Origin of the sequence: Ochrobactrum sp. MYb379 (assembly GCF_037479515.1) — a bacterium.
In the GTDB taxonomy this organism is placed as follows: Bacteria; Pseudomonadota; Alphaproteobacteria; order Rhizobiales; family Rhizobiaceae; genus Brucella.
Genome location: NZ_JBBGYW010000001.1, coordinates 88552 through 112144 on the forward strand (window position 1 = coordinate 88552; position 23593 = coordinate 112144).

The following is a 23593-nucleotide window of genomic DNA, read 5'->3' on the forward strand; positions in this document are numbered from 1 at the left end:
ATGCCGCCGCAAGCGATTTATTATCAGCGATTTGTGATATAACCTCACAGGTATGCTCAGATGCTAACGAGGATTTCAATGCGGCCACTTCCTTCTTTGAATGCGCTTAAAGCTTTTGAAGCGGTCGCGCGTCACCGTTCGATGACAAGAGCGGCGGAGGAATTATGTGTAACGCATGGAGCGGTCAGCCGTCAGATCAGGTCGCTGGAGGATTCGCTGGGTGTGCTATTGCTTACACGCAATGCGCGATTGAGCGATCCGACACCGGAAGGTGCGAGGCTTGCGGAAGGTTTGGCCAGCGCATTTTCAATCATCGAGGGTAGCATTGAGCGCGTGAAGCCCGGGCCACTCACGCTGTCCTGTTCGTCGTCCATTATGATGGAATGGATCATTCCGCGCATTGGCCGCTTTCACGATAGTCACCCGAATATCGAGTTGCAGTTCAATATGAACTATGACCGGATTGACTTTATGCGTGATAAAATCGGCATTGCAATTCGCTCCAGTGTGATTGAACCGCCGGCAGATGCTGTGATCCGGGATATGGGGCGTGAGGAAATTGGCCTTGTCTGCGCGCCATCTTATCTCTCGCAATGCCCGCTGATTGATCCTGCCGATCTCGCACAGGCATCAGTGCTGGCGACCCATACGCGGTTGGAAGCATTTGCCGACTGGCAAAAGGCGGCCCATGCAGATTTTCCTGCTCCGGAACCGAAATCTACATTCCATCACTTCTATCTGTTGATTCAGGCTGTGCTGTGCGGCTTGGGTGTTGCAGTGGTTCCGCATATGCTGGTGGCCGAGCACATCGCATCGGGCCGGCTGGTTGCTCCATTTGGCTTTCGACCGGGGCCGCGCCGGATGCTATTGTGGATTGCACCACACAGAGCGGGACAGCCGGATTCGCTTGCGCTTGAAAAATGGCTGACACGTGAAATGCGCGCCCCACTGCAAAAGCAGGGCGCGTCATAAATTCTGATTAAAGCTGTTCGATCAGCGTTGCAGCACCTGAAGTCACAGCCTGTCCAGCCTGCTCTTCGATGTTGAGTGTCTTGACGACGCCGTCTTCAACGATTGCCGAGTAGCGCTTCGAGCGAATGCCGAGGCCGCTTGCGGTCGCATCAAGCTCAAGGCCGATTTCTTTGGTGAAGAGTGCCGAGCCGTCGGCGAGGAAAGTGATCTTGCCTTCGCCGCCAGTGCTCTGTGCCCATGCACCCATGACGAATGGATCGTTGACCGAAACAACCGCGATTGCATCCACACCCTTTGAAAGAATGGTATCACGGTTATCGAGATAGCCCGGCAGGTGGTTGAGATTACAGGTCGGTGTGAAAGCGCCGGGAACTGCGAAAAGAACGACTTTTTTGCCAGCGAAAACTTCATCAGTCGTCACTTCTTTAACGCCATCCGCAGTCTTTACCTTGAAGGTTGCTGCGGGGAGCTTGTCGCCAACTTTAATCGTCATTGTTTTCTCCTGAAGGTGAGCTTCTGCCGTCATGGCCCACCTGTATGAATGGCTAAATTTCATCTGCCTTTGCGCGAAGCAAGGCCACGACACTTAAGCCGATAACGGTGCGTTTCACAATTTCAAATTACAGCTTGTCAAAGCTAATCAAGCTTGACTTGCCCGGACACGGCTTTGCCATTCTGCACAAGCGTGTAGTCAATCAATGCGCCGTCTTTCGCTTCGTTATAAAGCATTGCGGTGAAGCGGGACGGTCCATCAGGCTTTGCTTCTGAAAGATTAAGCTGTTCGCTACCGACAAAGAGCTCGGCGGGTGCGTTAGCGTCTGGCAGTGCAATCTCGAAAGTGGCTTTGTTGTCCGCACGCTTCGCACTTTTCACGCCAAAATCAGCAGATGCAGGTGCAGGGAGGCGGTCAAAGGCCGTTTCGACAATGGTGCGCGTCGCAATGGCTTGCGGCGATTGCTCGGTCGCTTGATTTAATGGAAAGTCGAACTCTGCTTGAACCGGGATGCAGATTTTGTCACAGACGCCGAGAAAAAAAATGCCCTTCAGACGATCTTCACCGGGCTTTAATGTGAATGTCAGCGGCAGGGATAGAGATTGCTTGTATCCAATACCCCCTTCATCACCGTCGTCAAAATAGACAGGGGTTGGGAAATCAATGCGTGCTAGAGTGTCGCCTTCAATATTGATCTGAGGTGGCACACCCGCATCACCCGGGTTACGCCAATAGGTTTTCCAGCCGGGATTGAGATTGATCTGCAATGCGCCGCGTTGTTCCTCACCAGACTTCGTATCTTCAAGAATAACGCGCACTTTCCCGCCGGAGATTTCCGTCCATTCGGACGTGGCAGCCTGTGCGCTGAGAATTGTGCTTAACAGAAGCGGAAGGGCAAGAAACTTTACTGATCTCATTTGGCGAGATTGATCGAAAATCATGTTTCAATCAAGGCTGTGTTTTTGCGGGCATATTTTCATTCAGACTTTTACCAACATGCTGAAAATGAAAGTCAAAAATATCGCCGTGCCTAATGCGATATGCATCAGGAAGGCGATGTTTGAGATGGTACGCAGTTGCGGATAGTCTGGAAAATGATTGTTGATTTCGTTGGGCGGTGTCGGATTATGCCAGAGGTAAAGCGCAAATCGATAATTGCCGCGCGGCATAGTGAAAATATAATATAAATCAGATACATCGCCGATTGTTTTTGTCATTGATGGACTTTGTCTGATGAAATCAATGAGTGGAGACAGTTTTGTCTGCACATATATAGAGTAAATTAGGAAAATAGCGGCTGAAGTCAGTATTCCGTAAACCAGCATAAATTCTTTTCTTTTCAATTCACGATTGAATTTCTTGCGGGCAATGTTTCTGAACTATGCGATCAAAAATCAACTGCTATTTACCACAACGAGAAACTTTGCGCGATTTTCATTGTCATTTGGCACAGTCTTGCTACCTTAATCGTTATGACCATTCTCAGGAAGCCAAACCAGGAGCAGGGTTTCTTAAACGGGCAATTCCTGCTTGCCATGCCCGGAATGAGTGACGAGCGTTTTGACCGCGCGGTTATTTACATTTGTGCCCATTCTGAAGAGGGCGCTATGGGGTTTATCATCAATCAGCTCCAGCCCGTCGGATTCCCTGACATTCTGCGTCAGATCGGTATTGTTGACGACGAAGACCTGATCATGTTGCCAAAACGTGCGCAGAATATGGTTGTGCGTAATGGTGGGCCTGTTGATCGGTCTCGCGGATTTGTACTGCACAGTGACGATTACATGGTCGACTCGACAATGCCCGTAACCGAAGACATATGCCTAACGGCAACGGTTGATATCCTACGTGCGATTTATGGTGGCAGCGGACCATCACAGGCTTTGCTGACACTTGGCTATTCGGGCTGGGCACCGGGGCAACTCGATATGGAGTTTGCTGAAAATGGCTGGCTGGCCTGCTCAGCACCGATGGATATGCTTTTCGATAGCGATATTACCGGAAAATACGAGCGATTGATGGCTCGGATGGGCATTGACATGACACGGCTCGTCTCAGAAGCCGGTCATGCCTGAGTAAGCTTTCTAGAGCGCATCGCGAAGAGTGTGAAACGGTTTTCGGAAAAGATGTGCTCTAAGCTGCCGCTGCATCCTGCTGCTCACGCACGATACGCGTGGCATCTTCGCGCGTAGCTGGCTCGCCGAACATGAAGCTCTGCACATATTCGCAACCCATCTGGCGCAGTTGCAGTGCATCGTTTTCGTTATCAACGCCTTCGGTGACCACTGCCAAACCAAGATCATGCGCCATGCTGACGATGGAACGCAGGAGTGTTGTCTTTTGCGGCTGGTCGCCTTTCACGAAAGAGCGGTCGATCTTGATGATGTCGAACGGGAAGCGGGTCAGATAGGCAAGCGACGAATAGCCGGTGCCAAAATCATCAAGCGATAGGCCGACACCCATGGTTTTCAGGCGTGCAAGGACATGCGCCGATTGTTCGGGGTTTTCCATTAACACAGATTCTGTGAGTTCCAGCTTCAGCGTGCCGGGTTTCAGATGAATACGCGAGAGAACCGAACGCACGTCATTGATCAGATCCTGCCGGATCAACTGCGTGCTTGAAAGGTTGACCGAAACAAACAGATTGAGCTTCGGAAACTGTTCCTGCCACGCATAAAGGTCTTCAGCAGCACGCTGAATGGCAAACAAGCCAAGCTGCACGATCAGGCCAGAGCTTTCTGCAATAGGAATGAACTCTGATGGAGAAATACTGCCACGGCGCGGATGCTCCCAGCGCATCAGTGCTTCAAAGCCAGCAATCGTGCCCTCATCAAGCCGCACAATTGGCTGGTAGACGAGGCTGATTTCATCGCGCTCAAGTGCGCGGCGCAGGTCGGATTCAAGCTGTAACTTGTCGCTGCCAATCGCACGGAAGGCAGGTCGGAAAGGTTCTATGCGGTCGCCACCGAAGCGCTTTGCCTGATGCATGGCAAGCTCGGCGTCCTTGACAAAATCTTCGGCTGACGCGGCCGTTTTCGTCCATGTGATCAGACCGATTGAAGCCGTCAGCACGATTTCGCGTTTTGCATAGGCGATTGGTGCGCGAACGGCTTGTCGCAAGGCTTCAGCAAAGGCAGCAATGCGGCCCGGATCATTCTCAGATGCCAATAGCAGGCCGAACTGGTCAGATGACAGGCGGGAGAGCGTGTCCTGTGGTTTCATCAGACGCGACAGACGACGCGAGATCGTAAGCAGGATCGTATCACCTGCCGACATACCGAGACTGTCATTGACCTGTTTGAAACGGTCAATATCGATGATGAACACGGTCGGATGCAGCCTGCTTTCGCCGCGTGCCATGTTCATGATGCTGCTTAGGCGATCAAGGAATAGTTCGCGATTGGGCAACCCTGTCAGATTGTCATGAACCGCATCATGCAGCAGGCGTTCTTCGGCCTTCTTCTGTTCAGTTACGTTGACAAGCGTTCCTACACAGCGGACGATTTCGCCGTCAGAACCGATGACAGGACGGGCGCGCAACGCATACCAATGATAATGGCCGTCATTGGCACGCAGACGGAAAATTTGGCCGATGCGCCCACGACGGTTTTCGAGGATGGCATCAAGCGTTGAGCGGAAGCGATCACGATCATCCGCATGCATCGCTGGCAGCCAGTTGCGAACCGGGCCTTGCAATGAACTCGCTGTGTTGCCGAGATAGTTTGCAATGTCAGGCGTGGTGACAACGCGGTCACGCGGAACGTCCCAGTCCCAGACAATGTCGCCTGCACCAATCACTGCAAGCGCCTGACGTTCCATATCGGAAAGCAAGCCTTGCTGGAGCGCGCCACCGGAGAATGCGTGCTGCATAACGGTAAAGCCGATCAGCAAAACAATTAGCACCAGACCGCCGCCAAGTGCTGGCTGAATGATGTCGTTGTCGAGTTGGCCTGAAACCGTCATCCACGCGCCCAACAACCAAATCAGCGTGAGCAGCCACGCCGGTATGAGCATCACCGCTCGATCATAGCCTTTAATCGCCAGATAGCCGATGATGAAGATGCCCGACACAACCGTCAGCGCCAGCGACATGCGCGCAATGCCGGAAGCAACAGGTGGATCAAAGACGGCAACACCGGCAAGAGCCATAAGGCCCAATACCCAAGTGACCGCTCCATAGCTGAAATGGTCGTGCCAGCGATTGAGATTGAGATAGGTGAACAGGAAGATCACCAGTGAGGCGGCGAGGGCGACTTCGGTGCCCGCTCGCCAGACCTGCTCGTTTCCGGGCGTTATCTCCATCAGCTTGTTCCAGAAGCCGAAGTCAACGCAGATATAGGCGAGAACGGCCCATGCGAGCGCTGCGGTTGCCGGGAAAAGCGAGGTACCCTTAACGACGAAAAGAATCGTCAAAAACAGTGCCAGAAGGCCGGAAATGCCGAGCAGAATGCCGCGATACAGCGTGTAGGAGTTGACGGCATCCTTGTAGGCTTCCGGTTCCCACAAATAAAGCTGTGGCAGATTGTGCGACGAAAGCTGAGCGACGAAGGTCACAACGGTTTTCGGATTTAACGTAATGAGGAAGACATCAGCGTCTTCGCTTGGCTGTCTGTCGAGCGTAAAGCCCTCACTGGGTGTTATCGACGAAATACGCGCTGAGCCAAGATCAGGCCAAATTATGTTTGATCCAACAAGACGAAAATGCGGAGCAACGAGCAAGCGGTCGATCTGTTCGTCTGTCGGATTTGCAATGGAAAAGGCGGCCCAGTCTCCGGAGGCGTTTGAATTGGGCGCTGCCTGCACCTCAATGCGGCGAACGATTCCATCGGCTCCCGGTGCTGTGGAAACCTGCACGCTCTCGCCCTGATTGCGCAGCAGCTCTACAGCGCGCGATAGGTCAAGAGCGGTATCTTCTTTAGAGATTTTTATTGGTTCAACGGCAAGAGAAGGAATTGCTGAACAGGTCAAGATAATGATCAGCGCTACACAGCGCAGAAAAGCTGAGAATAACCTGTTTGTTACACCATTCACGAGCGTTCAACCTTGCCATTGATCATGCGTAGATCGCTTTCTATCAGGGCAAACAACAGGTGGTCCTGCCAGAAGCCATTGATCTTGAGATAAGAGCGCAACAGTCCTTCTCTCTGAAATCCGGCTTTTTCGAGAAGCCGTATCGAACGAACATTATGGGGAATACAGGCAGCTTCGATCCGGTGCAACCTTAGTTCATTGAATGCAAAGGGGATAACCAATGATAAGGCTTCGCTCATATAGCCTTTGCCAGCCGCCGATATGCTGCTCCAATAGCCAACCATACCGTTCTGTCCGACGCCCCGCTTTATGTTTCCCAGCGTTATTCCGCCGAGAAGTCGATTGTCTTTGTTGTCAAAAATAAAGAAGGGATAGCCGGTGCCATCGGACATTTCTTCCTGAACGCGGCGCAACCGATGACGAAATGCGCTTTTAGTCAGATCGTCGTCAGCCCATGTTGGCTCCCACGGGGTGAGAAAGCCGCGACTTTGCTCGCGCACATTGGCCCATGTCGCAAAATCGCTCAGCATTGGCTCGCGCAAATAAACGCGCTGCCCACGAAGAAGTGTCGGATTGCTGCGCCGGAATGGCAGGCCGATCATGCTGGTTCTCGTGTTGTTGATGAAGAAAATAGGCTGCTTCTAGAATATGCAATACTGTTGCATGAGTTCTTTTTGAAATTACAGCCTATTCTCCGATCTGTTAAACAGCAATCTTCCGTGTATGCGCGCTGGTCGAAAGAGCATCCGTAAGCCCTTCAAAGCTCATCAGACGTCCAACAGGGCCGACACCGGCGATTGTCGGCTTGCTGTCGAGGAACATACGGCCAGCAAGATCGCTCAGACGTTCAGGCGTGATGAGCGACAGACGGTCCATCAGCTCATTGTTTGGCACCGGGCGCCCATAGAGCAGGAACTGTCGTGCGATCTGCCCAGCACGGCTCGCTGCACTTTCCTGCGACATCAACAAGCTCGCGCTATATTGCGCACGGGCTCGATTAACTTCATCAATGCCGATGGAATCTGCTGCTTTGTGCAATTCCTGAATGATGACTGGAAGCAACTCCACAAGTTCGTCCTTGCCGGTTGCGGCATGAATGCCAAAAAGGCCGGTATCGGAAAAGCCCCAATGAAATGCATAGACCGAATAGCAGAGGCCGCGTTTCTCGCGCACTTCCTGAAACAGGCGTGAGGACATGCCGCCGCCGAGGATCATTGATAGAAGCTGCGAAGCGTAAAAATCGCGGACATGATAGGCGCGACCTTCAAAGCCGATCAGAACCTGCGCATCCATCAAATCGCGATCTTCGCGGAAATCACCGCCGACATAGGTCGCGAGGTCAAGGGTCGGTGCGGTATTGTGAGCGCGGAAACCGCCCAAACGCTGTTCGACCTCTTTCACGAAATGGTCATGATCAATGCCACCAGCAGCTGTCACCACCATACGGTCGGCGCTATACTGCTCGTCCATATATTGGCGTAGATCAGCCGATGTGAACGACATCACGGTATCAGGCTCACCTAAAATGGCACGTCCAATTGGTTGATGCCGATAGGCTGTTTCGGTGAAGCGGTCGAACACGATATCATCAGGCGTATCGTGGGCCGCACCGATCTCCTGCATGATGACCTGCTTTTCGCGTTCAAGTTCGGCTTCATCGAACTTGGAGGCAGTCAGAATGTCAGCAAGAATATCTATTGCCAGTGGCATGTCGTTGCGCAGCACGCGCGCATAATATGATGTGGTTTCAACGCTCGTTGCGGCATTGATTTCGCCACCAACATTTTCAATGTCAGATGCAATCTGCCAAGCTGTGCGCTTTTCCGTACCTTTGAAGGCCATATGTTCAAGCAGATGAGCAATGCCGTGTCGGTCTGACGCTTCATTTCGTGCGCCTGCTTTTACCCAGATACCCAACGCAACGCTTTCCACATGCGGCATGTTATCTGTTACAATGGTAAGCCCATTGGAAAGACGCGTTACTTCAACACCCATATGCAAAATGCTCCCATAGTCCCATTCGGGTTCCCGTTTTTAAACTCCTGAGCAAGATATAATCTTACGCCCGGGAATGACGGCGAATGTATTCTTCCACGATTTTCAGGTCGTTGTGAAGAACTGTGAAACTTTCTTTTCGGTCCATCAAGTCCGAAAGCCATACCGGAAGCGCCGGCGTCACACCACTTGCAGCTTTTACTGCATCAGGGAATTTAGCCGGATGTGCGGTAGCGAGTACAACCATAGGTGTATTACCGGACACTTTTTCGCGAGCGACCTTAACCGCAATCGCTGAATGAGGATCCAGCAAATAGCTATCCGCTTCCAGAACTGACTTAATGGTTGCGGCCGTTTCGTCAACGGTTGAACGGCCCGCTGCAAATTCGCTGCGAATAGCGGACAGTGGCTTTTCAGAAATCGTAAAGCCACCTGATTGCTTCATGCTGTCCATCAGGCCACGCACTGCGCTCGCATCGCGATCATGCGCTTCAAACAACAAACGCTCGAAGTTTGATGAAATCTGGATGTCCATGGAAGGCGAAGTCGTCTGTTCAACGCCGCGCATTTCATAGGCACCGCTATCAAGCGTACGTGCAAGAATGTCGTTGTCATTGGTTGCGATAATCAGCTGATCAATCGGTAATCCCATTTTCTTGGCAACATAGCCTGCGAAAATATCGCCGAAATTGCCGGTTGGGACCGTGAACGAGATAGCGCGATCTGGTGCGCCGAGGCTCAAGGCTGCCGAGAAATAATAAACAACCTGAGACATGATGCGTCCCCAGTTGATTGAATTCACACCGGAAAGCGAAATGCTATCGCGGAATTCGAGGTCGTTGAACATGCCTTTGACCAGATTCTGACAATCATCGAAGTTGCCTTCGATAGACAGGGCATGAACATTTGAGAAGCCGGAGCTGGTCATCTGGCGCTGCTGCACCGGAGACACGCGGCCATTCGGGAACAGGATGAAAATATCGGTGTTGTCGCGACCGCCAAAGGCTTCAATCGCTGCGCCGCCTGTGTCGCCGGATGTGGCGCCAACAATCGTTGCACGTTCGCCGCGTTGCGCGAGGACATAATCCATCATGCGTGCAAGAAGCTGCATGGCGACGTCTTTGAAGGCAAGTGTCGGGCCATGGAAAAGCTCAAGCACGTATTCATTCGCGCCGGTCTGGACCAATGGGCAAACTGCGTCATGACGGAACGAGCCATAGGCTTCACGCACCATGTGTTCAAAATCTGCCTGCGGAATTTCACCATTTACGAAAGGTGTTAGAACGGCCAGCGCGATATCCACATAGGATTTTCCACGCAAATCACGGATCTGATCAGCGGCGAATTGTGGGTATTCCTGCGGGAGATAGAGGCCGCCATCACGGGCAAGTCCGGCGAGCAGAGCATCGCTGAATCCCAGAACTGGGGCTTCGCCGCGGGTGCTTATATATTTCATCTCAAAGGCCTTCATTTCGGGTCAAGGCAGATTTTTAGCCGAGAATGCAATAAAGCTTCCCTAAAAAAGCCGCAAGAATTAATGCATGTTTTGCGCGATGGGGTTGCTCTTGGCTGCAAAAAACAGGAAAACACCCTCACGCTATGCATCGCACAGCGGTGTAGAACAGGTCGATCAGTGCAGGGAAGCCCGGTTTATGCTTAAAGCATCACAGAATCGTTCATCATTGTTTCCAGTCGTTGCAACGGTTTTGCTCGCAGCACTTGCCGGCTGTACCACCAGTGGCACGCAGAATGCGGCGGATAGCGCAGAGCCGCGCGTCAAAGCATCCGACCTTATGGCGTTTTGCCCAAGTGTTTCACTGCGTGAAGGTACTGCCTATTTCAGCACCTATGAAAAAGGCGGCGACAAAGATGCAGGCCGTGTAATTTACCAAGCTTCGCTGACGGACACGACGCGAGATTGCCAGCATAATGCAGGTACGATTACGCTTGACGTAGCTGCGGCTGGTAAAGTTGTTCCGGGTCCAAAATATAAGAGCGGCAACATTACAATGCCGATCCGCGTAGCTGTCGTTCAGAATGGCAATGTGATCTATTCCAAACTGCACAAACAGACAGTCAGTGTCAGCAATGGCGGCGGCGCAACGCAGTTTGTGTTCAACGACAAGGGAATTTCGATTCCGACCGAAAGCGCGCGCAGCGTGCAGATTTTCGTTGGTTTTGATGAAGGCCCATACAACACCAAGTAATGGGTCTTAGAAGTTATCGAATTTAGAAAGCGGCTTTTGATTTTACCATTGGCCGCTTTTTGCTGTATTGCGTTTTCGATTTTAGATATGTTGCGCTAGTATATTAATTGTTCTTTTTACAGCCGTTTTGAAACAAGAAGCGGTCTGTTTACTTTTCCAATAATTTCGAATTAATGTCATCTATAGAGAAGTGTAATTTCATTTGGACTTTTTGTAGATTTTTATCGAGGCGATCTTTTATGGGGTTGAAACGCAGCGTATTTTTTTCGCCTGTACCCTATGTAATTTGCATCATGTTATTGCTTGGCGCCATTGCAGGTAAATGGGCCGGGGATCAGTTTCGCCTTTTCGATGAAGAAAAGGACATGGATGCGTATATGACTGTGCTCATGACGCAGGCTAACCGTATAGTGAACTCTGCGAAAGAGACACTTAGCAAGGTCAATCAGTCTCCCTATGCTCTGTGTTCGTCAGACGATAAGCGCTATATGCGCGAGTTGCTTTTTGCTGCTTATCACATCAAGGACATTGGTCGTCTTGAGCATGACATGCTGCAATGTTCGACGCTTTTAAGCGATGTCGTGACAACAAAACCCAGAAGCAAAGAAGATGTTCTTCTTAAGGACGGCGTTTATGTTTATAAGGATCAAGAGCTTATAACAGCTGGGAGCCATGGCCCGATTTTTGGCCGGAACACCGGCAATCTCGTTTTAAGTGCGCTGGCTTTTGATGCGGTGCATGTTCCGCAATATGATTTCGCAATCTTTATGACGAATAGCGATCGGACGCAGTACGCCAAGCTTTATAGTAACCCCGATACGTTTCCTGAGAATATCAGCAATAGCTTTATCCCAACCAATAGTATGCGGTCGTTTGGTGTAACGAATGGCGTTTTGCAACAAAAAGCGTGCGACGATGAAACAGGCGTTTGCGTTGCGATTGCAACGTCTGAAAGCTGGTCTGACCATACCGACGAGTTGCTACCGTTTGTGTTCACAAGCCTGGGTTTACTTGTTGGCGGTGGCGTTGCCATTGGCTGGACGTTTTACCGTAACCGTGACCGCTCACTTGTCTCGTTGCTTAAAAAGGCGTTGAAGGCAAACGAGCTTGCGCTGGTCTATCAACCTGTAGTCAATCTTGGTGATGAGAAGATTATAGGCTTTGAAGCGCTTATTCGGTGGGAGATTACAAAAGGCGATTTTGTGCCGCCGGATCTGTTTGTTGCACGAGCGGAAGCGGCTGGTGTAGGCCATCTCATAACCGCTTATGTGCTGGATAATGTTATTGCAGAAATGGGTGATTTGCTACGGCAGCAGCGGGCCCTTTATATCAACGTGAATATAACCTCCGGTGATCTGCAAAGCCCGGATTTCATACAGTCGCTTGAAGCTCGCCTGTCAGACGCCGGAATTCAGCCGCAACAGATTGGTCTTGAATTGACCGAGCGAACCGCAGTGGATTTCGCGAAAGCCAGTAGCGGTATTAAGGCTCTGCGCGAAAAGGGGTATAAGGTCTATATCGATGATTTTGGTACTGGCTATTCCAGTCTCGCTTATCTGGGCGAGTTGCAAGTCGATGCCATCAAAATCGATAAGGCATTTACACGCACGCTGGGTGGTGAGGCAGAAACTGTTTCTATCGTTCCGCAAATTATCGCTATGGCGCATCAATATGGGCTTGGAATTGTGGTGGAGGGTATTGAAACTGGAGAGCAGCTTCGCTGCTTGCGTGATATTTGCACCAATCTTGCGGGGCAGGGTTGGTTTTTCGGCAAGCCGGTGAACGCCAGTTTAGCTCAATCACTGGCTGGATTTTCGATCAAAAAACGGAAGCGGTCCAAGGTTGAATCCAGCTCCAAATAGGTGTTTGACGCTTTGATTTTAGCAATAGAAATTTAACTATAGAAGTAATCTTTGATGCGTTATTTAAAAAACCTTGTTTGTGTGAAGTGAATTGCAAGAAGTTTAATTTAGAAAAACTGTTCGTGGGAAGGCTGTGCCTTAAATTAGCCGGTTGAGCCTCTCATGTGGAATTGCAACGAAACAACAGGGGCAGAACGGCAGTCAGGTCCGTTCTGAGCTTAGGGCCATGAAGCCAAAATATGAACGCGTTCTTGAACCCACGGATACCTGGGCGATCTTCGACTTAGCGACCGACGAGCCTGCATCGATCGGTGACAGGTTGATGATCGGCCTGAGCGAGAGCGAGTCAGAAGAGTTGCTCGCTACGCTTAATGCTGAGGCAAAAGGCAAAGGCAAGCGTAGCGCCGCCTGATAGGTCTTTGCGCGTCGTTAAGAGCGCATCCCGAAAAGTGTGAAGCGGTTTTCGGACAAGATGCGCTTAAAAAATGGTTAGAGCGCCGATCTGATTTCATCAGATCGAAATGCGCTCTAAGGCGCGCAAAAGACATTGTCTGAGTTAGACTAGATCAGATTACGCATCCGTCCAGATTGAAAGCGCCTCGATAACGCTTGGCAGATCTTTATGGCGATGTATGACGGTTTCTGCACCTGCATCCGTTAGCTTGTCGGCATGGCCCGGATAGGTGTGTGCGCCGCCAGTGAATCCGATTACCCGCATTCCAGCGGCGCGTGCGCCATGAATGCCGTGTGCAGAATCTTCAATGACAATGACATCTGCCGGATCCACGCCGAAATGCTTTGCCGCGTGCAGGAAAACATCTGGCGCTGGCTTTGGCTTTTTCGTGCCGACTTCGCGCGCCGAAAAGATATTTGGCTCAAACAGATCGTAAAGACCAACGCGCTTGAGCATAAGATCAAGGCGAACGCTGGTTGAATTTGAGCAGATGCACTTTGGCAGGTTTAGCGCTTCAACGACTTCAACGATGTCTTCAATCGCCTGAACTTCATTTTTCAGACGTTCATCAAGCAGTTTTTCTGCCTTATCGAGAAGCGATGCCGAAATCGGAATGCCAGCTTCACGCTCTACGGTCAGGAGAATGTCCTGCCATGTCAGGCCTGCAAAACGTTCGCCAACTTCAACGGCTTCAATCGGATACCCGGCTTCTGTCAGGAGTGCCGCGTCAACTTCTGCCGCGATGACTTCAGAGTCCACCAAAACGCCGTCACAATCAAAAATAATCAGGGCTGGAGCCGCCATGTCAAAAGCCTTTACTTGGGAGATATTGGGCGAGGATCACCCGCAAAACATTGGGGATGAGCTACAACTTTATGGCCCACAGGTCAAACTTTGCTGGGGCGGCTTTAGCGAATTATGGGAACGATGTTTGCGCGAGGCCGTTCCTTTTCTCCATGAAGGAGAAGTCTATGCGTAAATCCGTTGTGCTGTTTGTTACAGCTGTTGCCGTCGTTCTGTTGTTCATTATCGCGACGCCATATTATTACAGCGTGACACCGGAAAACCGCGGCACAGAACCCGTGACCGAAACCGCGCAGTAATCAAACCTCGCCGGACACCTCACGCCTGCGCCGGTCCAGTTCTTCGCTATAGCGGCGCAGGGTATGCGCTTCGCTCAATTGACCAAGCACTTTGCGCTCCTGCGCATTATTGATCACGGCGAGCGCTTCCGCTTCTGCCCGATCAAAGCGGACAACGGCCTCTTTCGCGTTCATCTGCGGCAGCAAGAACTCATCCTGATAACGCAGCAACTCGCGAATGCTGCGCGCTTCTTCCGTCTTGTCGAAGCTCTCGGAATAAGCCGCGGGTACGGGGATCATGCCAACATAACGACCTTCGCTGTCCACCGCGATAACGCGCTGGGTAGAGCCAAGCGGGAAGTCATGGCGGAAGGTTTCTATGTCGGTATCAATCGGCACAGTTTTAACGTCATGACGCATCATTCGGGTCACAGTCAGATTGCGCACCCAACCAATATCATGTGCTGACCGAATGGCTTCGCCGCGTAGGTGAAAACGCCATGTGGCAAATGAGTAGCCAAAGGTTTTGCGAACCATCATGGATGACGATACAACGGCACCCAGAACGAGCATCGCAATCGGAAAGTCGCCGGTAAGTTCCAGCGCCAAAAATGTCATTGTCAGCGGTCCGCCGATAATTGCCACTGCCATCGAGCTCATGCCGATGACGGCATAGGCTTCCGGCTCAAGCGTTAGTGGCAAGACATAGCCTGTTAGTGCCGCAAAAAGTTTGCCTGTCAGTGCGCCAAGAAACAGTGATGCAAAGAACAGGCCACCGCGAAATCCGGACCCAATCGAAACAGCCGATGCCAACGATTTGCTGAAGATCAGCAAAAGCAGCACAGGAATTGTCAGGTTGGCATTCAGATCAAGATGCAGTGCACCATGGCCAGATGCCAAAACCTGCGGAGAAACGAAGGCAATCATGCCCACGACAATACCGCCAATGGCCGGTGCTAACACGGTCGGCACAACGCTTTTGCGTGCAATACGCTCGACAGTCGTGACACCACGCATGATGAGAATACCAATGCCAGCTGTGATGAATCCGAGAACCAGCGCAGGCACATAATCGCGTGCGGCGATGCCATCAAGCGGGCCAATATGGATCACCAGCGGCGCACCACCGATGGCTTGCGTCACCAGCATTCCGACGATTGCGGCCACGACAACGGGGGCCAGCGTAGCGATCGAATAAACGCCGATAATCAGCTCAAACGCATAGAATGCGCCTGTCAGTGGTGCGTTGAATGCACTTGCAATAGCCGCTGCCGCACCACAGCCTACAAGCGTTCGTAAGTCTGCCCGACGCAGTTTGAGCGCGCGCCCGATGCGGGAAGCAAAGCCACTTGAAAGCTGAGTATAGGCTGCTTCCAGACCTACCGATGCGCCAAACCCATTGGAAATAAGATTTTGTCCGACAAGGATAAAACTATCGGTCAGTGAAAGATGCCCACCATGCAGCGCATTGGCTTCGATCGGATCGACGATGGGCTTTTTGCGCCAGCGTGCCAACACCCATATCACGATGCCCATGAGAATGCCGCCCGCGACGGGTGCAATATAAGCAGTCGTGCTTAGTTGCGATGCTGAACTCAATCGCTCGCCATCGGCGAGACCAAAAAGCGCCTGATGCATCCACTGCGAGATGCCTGCAATCGCGGCCACGGCGAGCGCGGAGATGATGCCAATAACGGCACCCGCGATGACCAGTCCGATTTCGCTACCACGCACAAGCGCACGCATGCGGAAGGGCACAAATAGAACCCGTAAATACCGGTTATGACGCAGCTCGTTGATATTCATGGACCGCACATCAGGAAAAGCAAATCAGTTTCCGCGCGATCATAGGCAAAAACGAATAACCAAGCCTTAGTGATTGCGCCAAATTTCGCTCGTGAACTGCAATTTGTTGACGGCATTAATAAGGCTGGAAGAAAACTCTCAAAATTTGATGGTTGCCAAAAGTGCCAGAAACCCGGGCTTTTTATGTCAAATTAAGAAAAGGTTTACGATTTCAATCACTTGGCGTTAACCGCATATTTACCCTGTTCAGTAACCATAAGGACAAGTTTTTAGCGTTCACAGGTAATCGAGTATCCCATGTCCCTAGTACGTCTTGCACATGAGTTGCCTATTGAGGCCCCACGTACCGCCTGGCTCGACTCTATCATCAAGGGTGATTGCGTTGCCGCTTTGGAGCGTCTTCCTGATCATTCGGTGGACGTCATTTTTGCTGATCCTCCATACAATCTCCAGCTTGGTGGCGATCTGCATCGCCCGGACCAGACCATGGTCAACGCTGTTGATGATCATTGGGACCAGTTTGACAGCTTTCAGGCTTATGACGCGTTTACCCGCGCATGGCTGATGGCTTGCCGCCGTGTGCTCAAGCCAAATGGCACGATCTGGGTCATCGGTTCGTATCACAATATTTTCCGTGTCGGCTCACAGCTTCAGGATATCGGCTTCTGGCTGCTCAACGATGTGATCTGGCGCAAGACCAACCCGATGCCAAACTTCCGTGGCCGTCGTTTTCAGAACGCGCATGAAACGCTGATCTGGGCTTCGCGTGACGAAAAGGGCAAAGGCTACACCTTCAATTATGACGCTATGAAAGCGGCGAACGACGATGTTCAGATGCGCTCTGACTGGCTGTTTCCGATCTGCACAGGCTCGGAGCGCCTGAAAGACGAGAACGGCGACAAGGTGCATCCGACCCAAAAGCCGGAAGCTTTGCTTGCACGCATTTTAATGTCGTCGAGCAAGCCGGGCGATGTCATCCTTGATCCGTTCTTCGGCTCGGGCACAACGGGTGCAGTTGCGAAGCGTCTTGGTCGTCATTTTGTCGGTATTGAGCGTGAGCAGGACTACATTGATGCTGCGACTGCACGCATTGCTGCCGTCGAGCCGCTTGGCAAAGCCGAACTGACCGTTATGACTGGCAAGCGTGCTGAGCCACGTGTCGCTTTCACCTCGATCATTGAATCAGGACTCCTGCGTCCGGGTACGGTTCTGTCTGATGCGCGTCGTCGCCATGCAGCGATTATTCGTGCAGACGGAACTCTGGCGGCCAATGGCGAAGCAGGTTCCATTCATCGCATTGGTGCGAAAGTACAAGGCTTTGATGCCTGCAATGGCTGGACTTTCTGGCACTACGAAGAAGCAGGTGTGTTGAAGCCTATCGATGATCTGCGCAAAGTCATCCGCGATGAAATGGCAGCAGCAGGCGCATAAAATATACAGAACTTAATATCGGACGACCTCCAACAAAGTCTGATGAAAAGACCCTCGAAGCAGTCTGCTCCGAGGGTCTTTTTTGTCGATTTATTTAGAACGAGAGGCCGAGGGCTTTCAAATCATCTGCAAGCTTAGGTGCACCGGTAAAGTGCACAGCTTGCCAGCCAGCAGCTTTTGCACCATCAACATTGGCTGGACTGTCATCAATGAACAGCGTTGCAGCCGGGTCGAGATCAAAGCTTGCGACATGATGCTCATAAATCTCACGGTCTGGCTTCAACATCCGAATATCGCCTGAAATCGTAACACCACGGCTTTCGGTCAGGAACGGAAAGCGAGCCTGTGCTTCGCGCAGCGTATCGGAGGCAAAATTCGTGAGCATCGTCACGTCGTTGCCTTGTGCAATCAATCCACGCAGGATCGCAACGCTGTCTTCGTAAGCGTGCGGAACCATAAGATTCCAGTTTTGCCGGAATGTTTTGATGTGATCGCTGCGCTCAGGATGATCATTGATGAGCAGAGCTTCGGCGTCTTGCCAGCTACGCCCGCGATCTTGTTCGATATTCCATGCGCCGGTGCAGATATTCTCCAGAAACCATTGGCGTTCAGCGGCATCCGGGATTGTTTCCAGATAAGCGAGTTCTGGATCGTAATGCAAAAGCACTCTACCAATATCGAAAACAACGTGCCGGACTGGAGTGGTCAAGGTTTCTTCCTTCCCTTTTTGAATGCTTCTGGAATAGCAGCCGTGATTGCTTTTTTCATGACGGTGGGCAGTGCCTCGCCTTCAAGCTCTGAAGGGGAAGACCACCAGCCATCAATATCATTGCGTTTGGCCGTATTGTTGAGTGAATAGACAGACAGGCGCAATTCAAAATGCGTGAAGATATGCGTGATGCTGCCTGCCGACTGCCAGCTGGCAGGAAAGGGCGCGGCATCAATCGTTGCGTCGCCGTCAATGCGTGCGGTCCATGCGCTGCCGGGAACTTCGCTCATACCAGCTAGCAAGCCTTCGCCCTTGCGCTTTCGCAGCAGCACCGATCCATCCTCGGAAATTGCGATAAAAGCAGCACCAGTTCGCACCGGCTTTGCCGTTTTCGGCGCTTTAACTGGAAAAGTTTCCGGATCGTGGTGTGCAAGCGCTTCGCAATCATCATTGACCGGACAAATGGCACACGCAGGGCGGCGCGGCGTACAAATGGTTGCGCCTAAATCCATGACAGCCTGCGCAAAATCGCCGGGTCGATCATACGGTGTCAACTCGCCCATGCGAATGCGAATTTCTGCTTTTGCAGCAGGTAGGGGAGTGTCGATAGCATAGAGGCGCGAGATAACGCGCTCAACATTGCCGTCCACAACTGCCGCAGGTTCTCCAAATGCTATCGCTGCAATAGCCGCTGATGTGTAATCGCCGATACCCGGCAATTCCTTTAGCTGAGATGCGGTTGAGGGGAATTCGCCGTTATAGTTTGCAGCAATAAGATCGGCACATTTCTTGAGATTGCGCGCGCGTGAATAATATCCCAAACCTGCCCAAGCACGAAGAATGTCATCTTCACTCGCCGCTGCCATAGATGCGACATTCGGCCAGAGTGTAACGAACTTGTTGAAATAGGATTTGACTGCTTCAACGGTTGTTTGTTGCAGCATGATTTCGGATAACCATACGCGATAGGGATCAGCCTTGATGCCGCGCGCTTGTTCTGGTGGTGTCACACGCCAAGGCAAAATGCGGTGATGGCGGTCGTACCAACTGATAATTGCCTTGCTGCGGTCGAATTTAGCTGTTTTGAGCATGGATATTGTTTGATCGCTTTTCACAGGGCAGCTAGTAATTTCTATGTACCTTTAAATTTTGGGAGTTGATTTGAAATTCAAGTGCTTTTGATATGGCGCTTTATGATAGATAAGGCTGTTACAAGGCAAATAAATGTTGAAGAAAGATAATTCGTGAGCAACTCGGTTCCTGTCTACGTCATTAATCTAGCGCGTTCTGCGCAGCGATGGGATGATGTTAAGAAGAGTGCCGATCAGTTTGGGATTGAACTGCGACGCGTCGACGCCGTTGAAGGCAAATTGTTAAAGCCGGACGAACTCCAAAATTTTGATGTAGCGGGTTTTCGTCGACGTCATGGCAAGATCGCACTGCCGGCGGAAATTGGTTGTTATTTTAGTCATATTAAAGTGTTGGAAACGATTATTGCAGCACCCGAAAATCATGCCGTTATCGTTGAGGATGATGTACGGTTTTCATCAGATTTTTTGCCGTTTGTTTTAAGCTTATCAAAAATGAGCGGTTGGGATGTGGTTAAACTCGTTAATCACCGAACGGCAGCATTTCGCCAGTTTGGTTTGGTGAATGGCCGATATTCAATTGGTCGCTGTTTGCATGGACCACTTGGTAGTTCGGCCGCTTATTTGGTTACCCGGGACGGAGCCAGAAAACTACTAGCTGCAATAAAACCAATGTCGCTGCCCTATGATGTTGCACTGGAGCGTGGCTGGGCAGGGGGCTATGAGATTTTTGTAACAGATCGGCCGTTGGTGGAGCTTCCCAATGTCGCGCTTTCAACGATCGCAGATAGTCGCGAGACATACGCTAAGGCACGTTTGCCAGCATATAAAAGGATAAGCACCCTATTCTTTAGAGCAACTGACTATATCAGGAGAATCGCTTACGCTTTGCGAATAAAGCGATTGGTAGGGGTAGAGAAATGAGCTTTTTGAAAAAATCGTTTCTGCTCCGGAGAAGGATAGACGGCTGGGCTTTGGCCGTTGGTTCCGCGGCGATGCCAATAAGGCTGGGGCTGGGGCCGGTTGTGCTTTTTCTTTTCTCGTGTCTTGGTATTTATTTGGCGATTGCCCGACACAATACGACACGGCTGTTTGCGAAAAAATTCTATATTTTCATTCTTCTTTATGCTGTTTGGTCTCTTGGGCTTATTCTTTATCGTGGAGAGCCATTCTCCGGTAATCGTCAGATTAGCTACACAACATTAATCGCCGTTTTTGCTTTTGCAGGCGCGGGTATGGTTCTTATCAAAGATCCCTTGCGTTTCTATGTCCTTGGAGCGCGAGCAGGCGTTATTCTGACCATACTGGCGGTTATTTATTTGGTGTTTACCGAAGGTGGTCGTATTGGCGTTGGCGGCAATCAAGCCGTGTTTGCTTTTGTTGCAGGGGTTGCGGCGATTTCCGCCGCTATTCCTGTTTCCAAAGCGCCACGGTATCTGCCGAACGGGCCACATTGGCTGGTTCTTGGATTTGCAGCCGTGCTGACCTCTGAAACGCGCGCCGTGATCGTTGTTTTGCCGATATTTGCAGCTCTCGAAATCGCACTTTTCTTAAGGAAATATAATCTCAGGCAACAGGGCGCGGTCTATATGGCGCTCATGGCGGCACTTGCTGCGCTGATTGTTGTCGGGCCTTTAGGTGATGTAATTTCCAAGCGCTTTGCAGGAATGGTCGAATATTACGACAGCGGCGATAGCTCAAAATGGGAAGATAAGCTCTCTGCCGATATTCGGGAGGTAATGTGGAAAAGCGCAACTGTGATTATCAAGGAGCATCCGATCACAGGTGTTGGATCCTACGGCAAGATGGATATGGTGAGACAGCAGGCGGGTGAGCAGGCGCCGATGCTTGAAGGCTTCCGACATGTGCACAATACAGTGCTAGATGAACTGCTGAATGACGGGATTGTCGGCCTGTTTTTTATGTTTGCAGCTTTTATCGCGATCTTCATTTATCTGTGGCGAACTGCGGATAGCTGGGCAATGCGGCGAGCGCTGATTTATTTCGCCTTTGTATGTGCCAGCTATGGCATGCTGCATAACCCATTACTGCATGAAGTCACAATCGCATCTACTATGTTCTTCATCGCTGCGTTAAATGCTGCGGCTTCAAGGCGTGTTATGGCGCTGCGTCGCGCTGGCCTTACCAACTACATGTGCAGGAAATGATACTTATGAAAGCGATAGTGACGGGCGCCGCTGGCTTCATCGGCTACCACACAGCAGCGCGCCTTTTGGATGAAGGCTGGCAGGTTATTGGCGTTGATAATCTGAATGATTATTATCAGGTAGATCTCAAAGAAACACGTCTGTCTAAGTTGACTGCGCGTGACGGTTTCCGCTTTGCACAGGCTGATATTTCCGATGCGGCAGCCTTTAATGCTGCTATTGGCACTGACCGCGATGCCGATGTGATCGTGCATCTGGCGGCACAGGCAGGTGTCCGCTATTCCATCGAAAATCCTGCTGCCTATGTCTCCGCAAATGTCATGGGACAGGTGAGTGTATTTGAAACGGCCCTGAAGCTCGATAAACGTCCACCTGTCGTCTATGCAAGCTCATCGTCCGTCTATGGCGCCAACGAAAAAATTCCGTTTTCGGAAACCGATGCGGTTGATCATCCTGTCTCGGTCTATGCGGCGACTAAGCGATCAGGCGAGCTTCTGGCGGTCTCTTACAAGCACGTGCACGGTCTGCACTCGACCGGTCTGCGCTTCTTCACGGTCTATGGTCCATTTGGTCGTCCCGACATGGCGCCTTGGCTGTTTACGTCAGCAATTCTCAAAGGCGAACCGATCCGCGTTTTTAACAATGGCGAAATGCAGCGCGACTTCACATTTGTAGACGATATCGTAAGTGGTGTTTTGGGCGCTGTTAAAAGGATATTGGAACAGCCAGCAGATACGGCTCCGGTCTATAATCTTGGCAATAATCGCCCCGTGATGCTCAATGATTTCATTGCAGCGATCGAAAAAGCATGTGGCAAGCAAGCCATCCGCAAGCTGGAGCCGATGCCCGCTGCTGATGTTCCTCGCACCTATGCGGATATTGCACTGGCCGCACGCGATCTCGGCTTCAGCCCCCAAACCACGCTTGATGAAGGTATTCCTTTGTTTGTTGATTGGTTTCGCGGCTATAATGGAACGCGATGAACGAGCGCAAACCAAAACGAGGCTTTCGCCCGCTGGCTGATATGACATCTGGTCTGATGGACCCGATGTTGCAAAAGCGTGCGGGGATCAGCCTCTCATTGCTGCAATCGTGGGAAGATATTGTTGGTCCGGCAATAGGAAGCTCTTCGCGGCCGTTGCGTATTTTATGGCCTCGACGTTTGAGCGATGACGATCCTTTCAGTCCGGCCACTTTGATTATCGCGTGCGAAGGTTTCGCTGCTTTGCAGATCCAACACGAAACTGGAGAAATCATCAGCCGCGTGAACGGCTTTCTCGGTTTCTCTGCGATTGGTCGTATCAAGATCGAGCAGAAGCCGCCCGCGCTTGATTTTAGACGCAAGCCAAAACGCTTTGCGCCTCTAGCACCGTCGGAAGAGCGGCGCATTGATAAGGCGACTGACGGTATTGAAGATGATGCGCTGCGAGCGGCTCTTGCTCGACTTGGTAAAAATATACTCGCAGAGAAACGATCAACGAAGAAGTGATTCGCCTGCCATAAATTCGATTCAAGACTATTGTTGAACTTCATTTGATCACGTGAGGGCTGGTGAATATCGGCTGGTCGCTCTAAATTGTCTTTAAAAGTCAACATTCAAACAGGACTGGATGATTCGTATGCCTGCAACGCTTAACCGCAGACATGTTATTTCTCTTGCTGGCGCAGCTGCCGCAGGACTTGCTTTTAGCGGCAATGCGAGCGCTCAGTCACGCAGCGCTGAAGCAACTGTCGACGCTGCCAAGGTTGCTGATCCGGGCAAGATTAAAGACATGGTTTATGGCAAGGCCGATGCGCCTGTTACCATCGTGGAATATGCATCGCTGACCTGTTCGCATTGCGCAGATTTCGCTATCAACACCTTGCCGACTATCAAAGAAAAATACATTGATACCGGTAAAGCGAAGCTGATTTTCCGCGAATTCCCATTCGATCCACGCGCGACCGCCGCTTTTATGCTGGCGCGCTGCGCACCGGAAGACCGTTATTTCCCTATGGTTGAAGTGTTCTTCAAGCAGCAGCAACAGTGGGCTGGCGCAGCCGATGGTGAAGCTGCACTGCTCCAGATTGCGAAACTTGCAGGTTTTACACAGGAGTCGTTCAAGGCTTGCTTGACGAACCAGCAAGTTCTCGATGATGTGAGGGGAACCATGGAACGCGGATCGACGGAATTTGGTGTGAACGCCACGCCAACTTTCTTCATCAACGGACAGAAATATGCTGGAGCCCTTTCGGTTGACGAGATGTCGGCAATCATTGACAAGCTGCTCTAAGCCGCCTTTCGGCATGAAAAGC

The 23593-nt window shown here is 51.2% G+C and carries 24 protein-coding genes; 13 read left to right on the forward strand and 11 right to left on the reverse strand.

The features are described 5' to 3' along the window. Positions 1-78: 78 nt before the first annotated feature. Entirely contained in the window at positions 79-972 is an 894-nt protein-coding gene (locus tag WH356_RS00470; protein ID WP_339508046.1) for a LysR substrate-binding domain-containing protein, read from the forward strand. A gap of 7 nt (positions 973-979) precedes the next feature. Here WH356_RS00470 and WH356_RS00475 read toward each other — a convergent pair whose 3' ends face one another. The 3 genes from WH356_RS00475 to WH356_RS00485 form a co-directional block, all read right to left on the reverse strand. Next, positions 980-1465 (reverse strand): peroxiredoxin, encoded by a 486-nt coding sequence (locus tag WH356_RS00475; protein ID WP_339508047.1) that lies wholly within the window; start codon positions 1463-1465, stop codon positions 980-982. A gap of 143 nt (positions 1466-1608) precedes the next feature. Beyond that, positions 1609-2382 (reverse strand): protein-disulfide reductase DsbD domain-containing protein, encoded by a 774-nt coding sequence (locus WH356_RS00480; protein WP_339508048.1) that lies wholly within the window; start codon positions 2380-2382, stop codon positions 1609-1611. Positions 2383-2445: 63 nt separating this feature from the next. After that, positions 2446-2790, reverse strand: coding sequence for a hypothetical protein (locus WH356_RS00485; RefSeq protein ID WP_339508049.1), 345 nt, complete (start codon positions 2788-2790; stop codon positions 2446-2448). Between the two features lie 147 nt (positions 2791-2937). Here WH356_RS00485 and WH356_RS00490 point away from each other — a divergent pair, with 147 nt between their 5' ends. Continuing rightward, on the forward strand, positions 2938-3540 hold the full coding sequence (locus tag WH356_RS00490; protein ID WP_339508050.1) for a YqgE/AlgH family protein: 603 nt from the start codon (positions 2938-2940) through the stop codon (positions 3538-3540). Positions 3541-3598: 58 nt separating this feature from the next. Here WH356_RS00490 and WH356_RS00495 read toward each other — a convergent pair whose 3' ends face one another. From WH356_RS00495 to thrC, 4 genes are all read right to left on the reverse strand, one after another. Then, positions 3599-6496, reverse strand: coding sequence for a sensor domain-containing phosphodiesterase (locus WH356_RS00495; RefSeq protein WP_339508051.1), 2898 nt, complete (start codon positions 6494-6496; stop codon positions 3599-3601). Beyond that, entirely contained in the window at positions 6493-7098 is a 606-nt protein-coding gene (locus WH356_RS00500) for a GNAT family N-acetyltransferase (RefSeq protein ID WP_339508052.1), read from the reverse strand. Before WH356_RS00500 ends, WH356_RS00495 begins: the two co-directional genes overlap by 4 nt. Before the next feature lie 100 nt (positions 7099-7198). After that, complete coding sequence (locus tag WH356_RS00505) at positions 7199-8491, reverse strand: M16 family metallopeptidase (RefSeq protein ID WP_339508053.1); 1293 nt, start codon at positions 8489-8491, stop codon at positions 7199-7201. Between the two features lie 64 nt (positions 8492-8555). Further along, complete coding sequence (thrC, locus tag WH356_RS00510; protein WP_339508055.1) at positions 8556-9947, reverse strand: threonine synthase; 1392 nt, start codon at positions 9945-9947, stop codon at positions 8556-8558. 196 nt (positions 9948-10143) lie between these two features. Here thrC and WH356_RS00515 point away from each other — a divergent pair, with 196 nt between their 5' ends. The 3 genes from WH356_RS00515 to WH356_RS00525 all read left to right on the forward strand — a co-directional run bounded on the left by WH356_RS00515 (position 10144) and on the right by WH356_RS00525 (position 12972). Next, positions 10144-10698 carry a hypothetical protein gene (locus tag WH356_RS00515; protein WP_339508056.1) on the forward strand — a complete coding sequence of 185 codons (555 nt, stop codon included), beginning with the start codon at positions 10144-10146 and terminating at the stop codon, positions 10696-10698. A 239-nt stretch (positions 10699-10937) separates the two neighbouring features. After that, on the forward strand, positions 10938-12560 hold the full coding sequence (locus tag WH356_RS00520; protein WP_339508057.1) for an EAL domain-containing protein: 1623 nt from the start codon (positions 10938-10940) through the stop codon (positions 12558-12560). A gap of 226 nt (positions 12561-12786) precedes the next feature. Further along, complete coding sequence (locus tag WH356_RS00525; protein WP_310010749.1) at positions 12787-12972, forward strand: hypothetical protein; 186 nt, start codon at positions 12787-12789, stop codon at positions 12970-12972. Between the two features lie 159 nt (positions 12973-13131). On the opposite strand, the gene WH356_RS00530 is transcribed toward WH356_RS00525, so the two are convergent. Beyond that, positions 13132-13818, reverse strand: coding sequence for an HAD family hydrolase (locus WH356_RS00530; protein ID WP_310010748.1), 687 nt, complete (start codon positions 13816-13818; stop codon positions 13132-13134). Between WH356_RS00530 and WH356_RS00535 the strand changes: the two genes are divergently transcribed. Together WH356_RS00535 and WH356_RS00540 are read left to right on the forward strand one after the other, a co-directional pair. Further along, positions 13817-13993, forward strand: coding sequence for a hypothetical protein (locus WH356_RS00535; RefSeq protein WP_339508060.1), 177 nt, complete (start codon positions 13817-13819; stop codon positions 13991-13993). The genes WH356_RS00530 and WH356_RS00535 overlap by 2 nt on opposite strands. After that, a complete protein-coding gene (locus WH356_RS00540; protein WP_339508061.1) occupies positions 13986-14117 on the forward strand; it encodes a hypothetical protein in 132 nt (43 codons plus the stop codon). Before WH356_RS00535 ends, WH356_RS00540 begins: the two co-directional genes overlap by 8 nt. Here WH356_RS00540 and WH356_RS00545 read toward each other — a convergent pair whose 3' ends face one another. Then, a complete protein-coding gene (locus WH356_RS00545) occupies positions 14118-15902 on the reverse strand; it encodes a chloride channel protein (RefSeq protein ID WP_339508063.1) in 1785 nt (594 codons plus the stop codon). A 297-nt stretch (positions 15903-16199) separates the two neighbouring features. Between WH356_RS00545 and WH356_RS00550 the strand changes: the two genes are divergently transcribed. Further along, positions 16200-17333 carry a site-specific DNA-methyltransferase gene (locus WH356_RS00550; RefSeq protein ID WP_339508064.1) on the forward strand — a complete coding sequence of 378 codons (1134 nt, stop codon included), beginning with the start codon at positions 16200-16202 and terminating at the stop codon, positions 17331-17333. A 94-nt stretch (positions 17334-17427) separates the two neighbouring features. Here the strand turns inward: WH356_RS00550 and WH356_RS00555 are convergent, their stop codons facing one another. Further along, positions 17428-18042 (reverse strand): HAD family hydrolase, encoded by a 615-nt coding sequence (locus WH356_RS00555; protein ID WP_339508065.1) that lies wholly within the window; start codon positions 18040-18042, stop codon positions 17428-17430. Beyond that, a complete protein-coding gene (gene mutY / locus WH356_RS00560) occupies positions 18039-19133 on the reverse strand; it encodes an A/G-specific adenine glycosylase (protein ID WP_339508067.1) in 1095 nt (364 codons plus the stop codon). Before mutY ends, WH356_RS00555 begins: the two co-directional genes overlap by 4 nt. A 153-nt stretch (positions 19134-19286) precedes the next feature. On the opposite strand from mutY, the gene WH356_RS00565 reads away from it, so the two are divergent. The 5 genes from WH356_RS00565 to WH356_RS00585 all read left to right on the forward strand — a co-directional run bounded on the left by WH356_RS00565 (position 19287) and on the right by WH356_RS00585 (position 23571). Beyond that, complete coding sequence (locus WH356_RS00565) at positions 19287-20054, forward strand: glycosyltransferase family 25 protein (RefSeq protein ID WP_339508069.1); 768 nt, start codon at positions 19287-19289, stop codon at positions 20052-20054. Beyond that, a complete protein-coding gene (locus tag WH356_RS00570; protein WP_339508070.1) occupies positions 20051-21298 on the forward strand; it encodes an O-antigen ligase family protein in 1248 nt (415 codons plus the stop codon). The genes WH356_RS00565 and WH356_RS00570 overlap by 4 nt, the downstream gene beginning before the upstream one ends. Positions 21299-21303: 5 nt before the next feature. Further along, complete coding sequence (locus WH356_RS00575; protein ID WP_339508071.1) at positions 21304-22281, forward strand: SDR family NAD(P)-dependent oxidoreductase; 978 nt, start codon at positions 21304-21306, stop codon at positions 22279-22281. Next, positions 22278-22787, forward strand: coding sequence for a DUF721 domain-containing protein (locus WH356_RS00580; RefSeq protein ID WP_339508072.1), 510 nt, complete (start codon positions 22278-22280; stop codon positions 22785-22787). Before WH356_RS00575 ends, WH356_RS00580 begins: the two co-directional genes overlap by 4 nt. A gap of 130 nt (positions 22788-22917) precedes the next feature. Then, positions 22918-23571, forward strand: a complete 654-nt coding sequence (locus WH356_RS00585) for a DsbA family protein (protein ID WP_339508073.1) — start codon at positions 22918-22920, stop codon at positions 23569-23571. Positions 23572-23593 lie beyond the last annotated feature (22 nt).